The sequence below is a fragment of the Eudoraea sp. genome, from assembly GCF_049665975.1.
In the GTDB taxonomy this organism is placed as follows: domain Bacteria; phylum Bacteroidota; class Bacteroidia; order Flavobacteriales; family Flavobacteriaceae; genus Eudoraea.
Window position 1 is genome coordinate 1 of the sequence record NZ_JBATGR010000347.1, and the last position, 3,273, is coordinate 3,273.

Annotated in this window: 4 protein-coding genes; 3 read left to right on the forward strand and 1 reads right to left on the reverse strand. The window is 38.4% G+C overall.

What is annotated here, in order from left to right:
- A partial coding sequence (locus WBN20_RS12035; protein WP_424281857.1) for a phosphoenolpyruvate carboxykinase (ATP) occupies positions 1 to 414 on the reverse strand: 414 nt, incomplete at its 3' end.
- Positions 415 to 613: 199 nt separating this feature from the next.
- Between WBN20_RS12035 and ruvB the strand changes: the two genes are divergently transcribed.
- From ruvB to WBN20_RS12050, 3 genes are all read left to right on the forward strand, one after another.
- Positions 614 to 1,636, forward strand: coding sequence for a Holliday junction branch migration DNA helicase RuvB (ruvB, locus tag WBN20_RS12040; RefSeq protein WP_424281858.1), 1,023 nt, complete (start codon positions 614 to 616; stop codon positions 1,634 to 1,636).
- Between the two features lie 163 nt (positions 1,637 to 1,799).
- On the forward strand, positions 1,800 to 2,120 hold the full coding sequence (locus WBN20_RS12045; RefSeq protein ID WP_424275892.1) for a GIY-YIG nuclease family protein: 321 nt from the start codon (positions 1,800 to 1,802) through the stop codon (positions 2,118 to 2,120).
- Positions 2,121 to 2,158: 38 nt separating this feature from the next.
- A partial coding sequence (locus WBN20_RS12050; RefSeq protein WP_424281859.1) for a cytochrome P450 occupies positions 2,159 to 3,273 on the forward strand: 1,115 nt, incomplete at its 3' end.

Consider the following 3,273-nt stretch of genomic DNA (forward strand, 5'->3'; position numbering starts at 1 on the left):
GATTAACATATTCTGCATAAATAGAGCATGGTAAGCTCTTGTGCAGATAATCCTGACTTTAATTCTGTATTTTGGATCCCAACCGGCAAAAGCATCAACTACGAATAGGTGATCACAAATATTTAAGTAATCTAATGCGCGTTCATGATTTACCATAAAGGTATGTTCATCTAAACCAATATTGATAGGCCCCCAGTCAATATTATTTTCAGAATCGGGGTGTCTAACAATTCTTTTATCCTTTGGGCTACGACCTGTTTTTTCGGCAGAGTAGGTCATAAGTGCACCTACGTCAGAAATAGCCGTGCCCTTTTCTAATCGCAATCCTAATTCATAGAGCACAGGAACACTGCTGTTCCTATACACCTGCTCCGTTTCTATTCCGTATTTTTGAAGATTAAAAGTTGTTTTCATTGTTTTTTTGTTTTTGAAGATTGTAAATTCCTAACCATTGATAATTTAGTGATAATTCATAAATTTTATGCAAAGAAGACAAAAAATCTTTGTAAAAAAGATGACAAATATCATGTGGTTTCAGGGAATTGTCAAATTATAAAGAAGTAGATACATTTTGTGATATTTACCCCTTTTGTTTTTTACTATCTTTGAAAATATGAACGATAATCTTGATCCTACAGGCTCCACATTTTCACAAGAGGAATTGGATATTGAAAGGGCATTAAGGCCCATTACTTTTGATGATTTTACAGGACAGGAGCAGGTATTAGAGAATCTTAAGATCTTTGTACAGGCAGCCAACCAACGTGATGAAGCCCTGGATCATACTTTATTTCACGGCCCGCCGGGATTGGGAAAAACTACACTGGCGTATATACTGGCAAATGAATTGGGAGTTGGCATCAAAATTACTTCGGGACCAGTTTTGGATAAGCCCGGAGATCTTGCAGGACTTCTAACAAACCTGGATGAGCGCGATGTTCTGTTTATTGATGAAATCCACAGACTGAGCCCAATAGTTGAAGAGTATTTGTATTCTGCCATGGAGGATTATAAAATTGATATCATGATTGAGACCGGCCCAAATGCAAGGTCGGTACAAATAAATTTAAATCCTTTTACATTAATTGGTGCCACCACACGTTCAGGTTTGTTAACTGCACCTATGCGGGCAAGATTTGGAATAACAAGCAGACTGGAGTATTACAGAACCGAATTATTATCGACTATAGTATTGAGGAGTGCAGAAATTTTAAAAGTTGCTATTACAGATGATGCAGCAATAGAAATTGCAGGAAGAAGCAGGGGAACACCAAGAATAAGCAATGCCCTGCTAAGAAGGGTAAGGGATTTTGCTCAAATAAAAGGCGATGGTAATATTGATATGAACATATCCAGGTATGGATTAAAAGCCTTGAATGTAGATACCCACGGATTAGATGAAATGGATAATAAAATTTTAACTACAATTATCGATAAATTTAAGGGAGGCCCTGTAGGCATTACCACATTGGCCACAGCAGTATCAGAAAGTGCAGAAACAATTGAAGAGGTCTATGAACCTTTTTTAATACAGCAGGGATTTATTATGCGCACACCAAGGGGTAGAGAAGTAACAGAATTGGCTTATACCCATCTGGGCAGAATAAAAGGAGGTTCACAACCTGGTTTATTTTAGTTTATCAGGCTGAGCGCAGTCGAATATGTCAGGCTGAGCGCAGTCGAAGCCTTAAAAAAACACAAGATTCCAATAAGTCAGGCTGAGCGCAGTCGAAGCCTTAAATAATTAAAGATTCCAATAAGTCAGGCTGAGCGCAGTCGAAGCCCAACCATAACAAAAAATGCATAGTTATTACGTTTATATATTAAAATGTTCAGATCAATCCTATTATACCGGAATTACAAATGACCTTGAAAAAAGAATAGAACAACATCAATCGGGATGTAAAAAAAATAGCTATACTTACAATAGAAGACCTCTTGAACTTGTATTTTATCAGAAATTTAATGATGTATTGCAAGCTATTTACTTTGAAAAAAAAATAAAGGGCTGGACAAGAAGAAAAAAAGAAGCTTTGATTTGTGGTGATGACAAAATGCTTCAAATTCTGTCCGAGTGTAGGAATGCAACACATTATAAATACTATGACCGTTATGAATAAGGGCTTCGACTGCGCTTAGCCCAACAGATAGATTATCAATGAAGGAACTCCACACAATCTCGCAATTCCAGGTATTTAAAAACAGAAAGACAATTCTTAAAAATCCCTTGCCTTTCCATAGGGCTAATTTTGAAAAATATGGCGATATCTTTAGGGTCAGGGTTGGCTTTAGGAAGGCCGTAATTTTCACTCGAGATGCTACAATAATTAAACATATACTTCAGAAGCAGCACAGGAAGTATCAGAAATCAGAACTCCAAACGGTTGATCTTGCCAAATATATCGGGCATGGAATCCTTACTTCCAATGGAGAACACTGGCGGGTACACCGCCGTATGGTGCAACCCGCATTTCACAAAAAGAAACTTCAGGGTCTATTGGGCATAATGAAACAGGCCATAGATTCAGAAATAAAAAAAATAGAACCGGGAACTGTCCAGGATGTATTTCCCTTAATGGGCGATTTGGCATTCCAGGTGGTAGCACAAGCCCTTTTTAGCCGGTCGGACATTCAAAAGGACATGGAACAGCTTCAGGAGTTTACGGAGCGTAACCAAAAGATGTTAATCAGAGAAATGCGGCAACCTTACCTCAAATGGTGGTTTCTATTAAGTGGTAAAATTAAAAAACACCTGGACCTGGCCGAACAGGGCAGGGATATTTTAAACAATATTATCGAAGAACGTATTGCCTCAAAAGAAAACAAGGACGATTTGCTGGATATGCTATTAAATGCAACCTATGAAGACGGTACACATATGCCCAGGCGCCAGTTAATAGATGAAGTCCTTATTCTGTTTACCGCCGGGCATGAGACTACTGCCAATGCGCTGAGTTTTACGCTTTTTTTGTTGGCAAAACACCCAACTATCCAGAATAAAGTTATGCAGGAGGTTGAAAATATAGACTTAGAGACTGATGATCTGATGCAGTGCCTGTCTAAATTAACCTACACAAAACAGTGCATAGAAGAGGCCTTAAGGCTGTATCCGCCGGCTTATGTCATTGATAGAATGGCTATTTCAGATGATATTGTTAAGGGGCAAAGCTTCCCCAAAGGCTCCCTGGTTTTAATGTCTATATACGAATTACACAGATCATCTGATTTTTGGGAATCCCCTGAAAAATTTAACCCGGACCGATTTGATAGTGC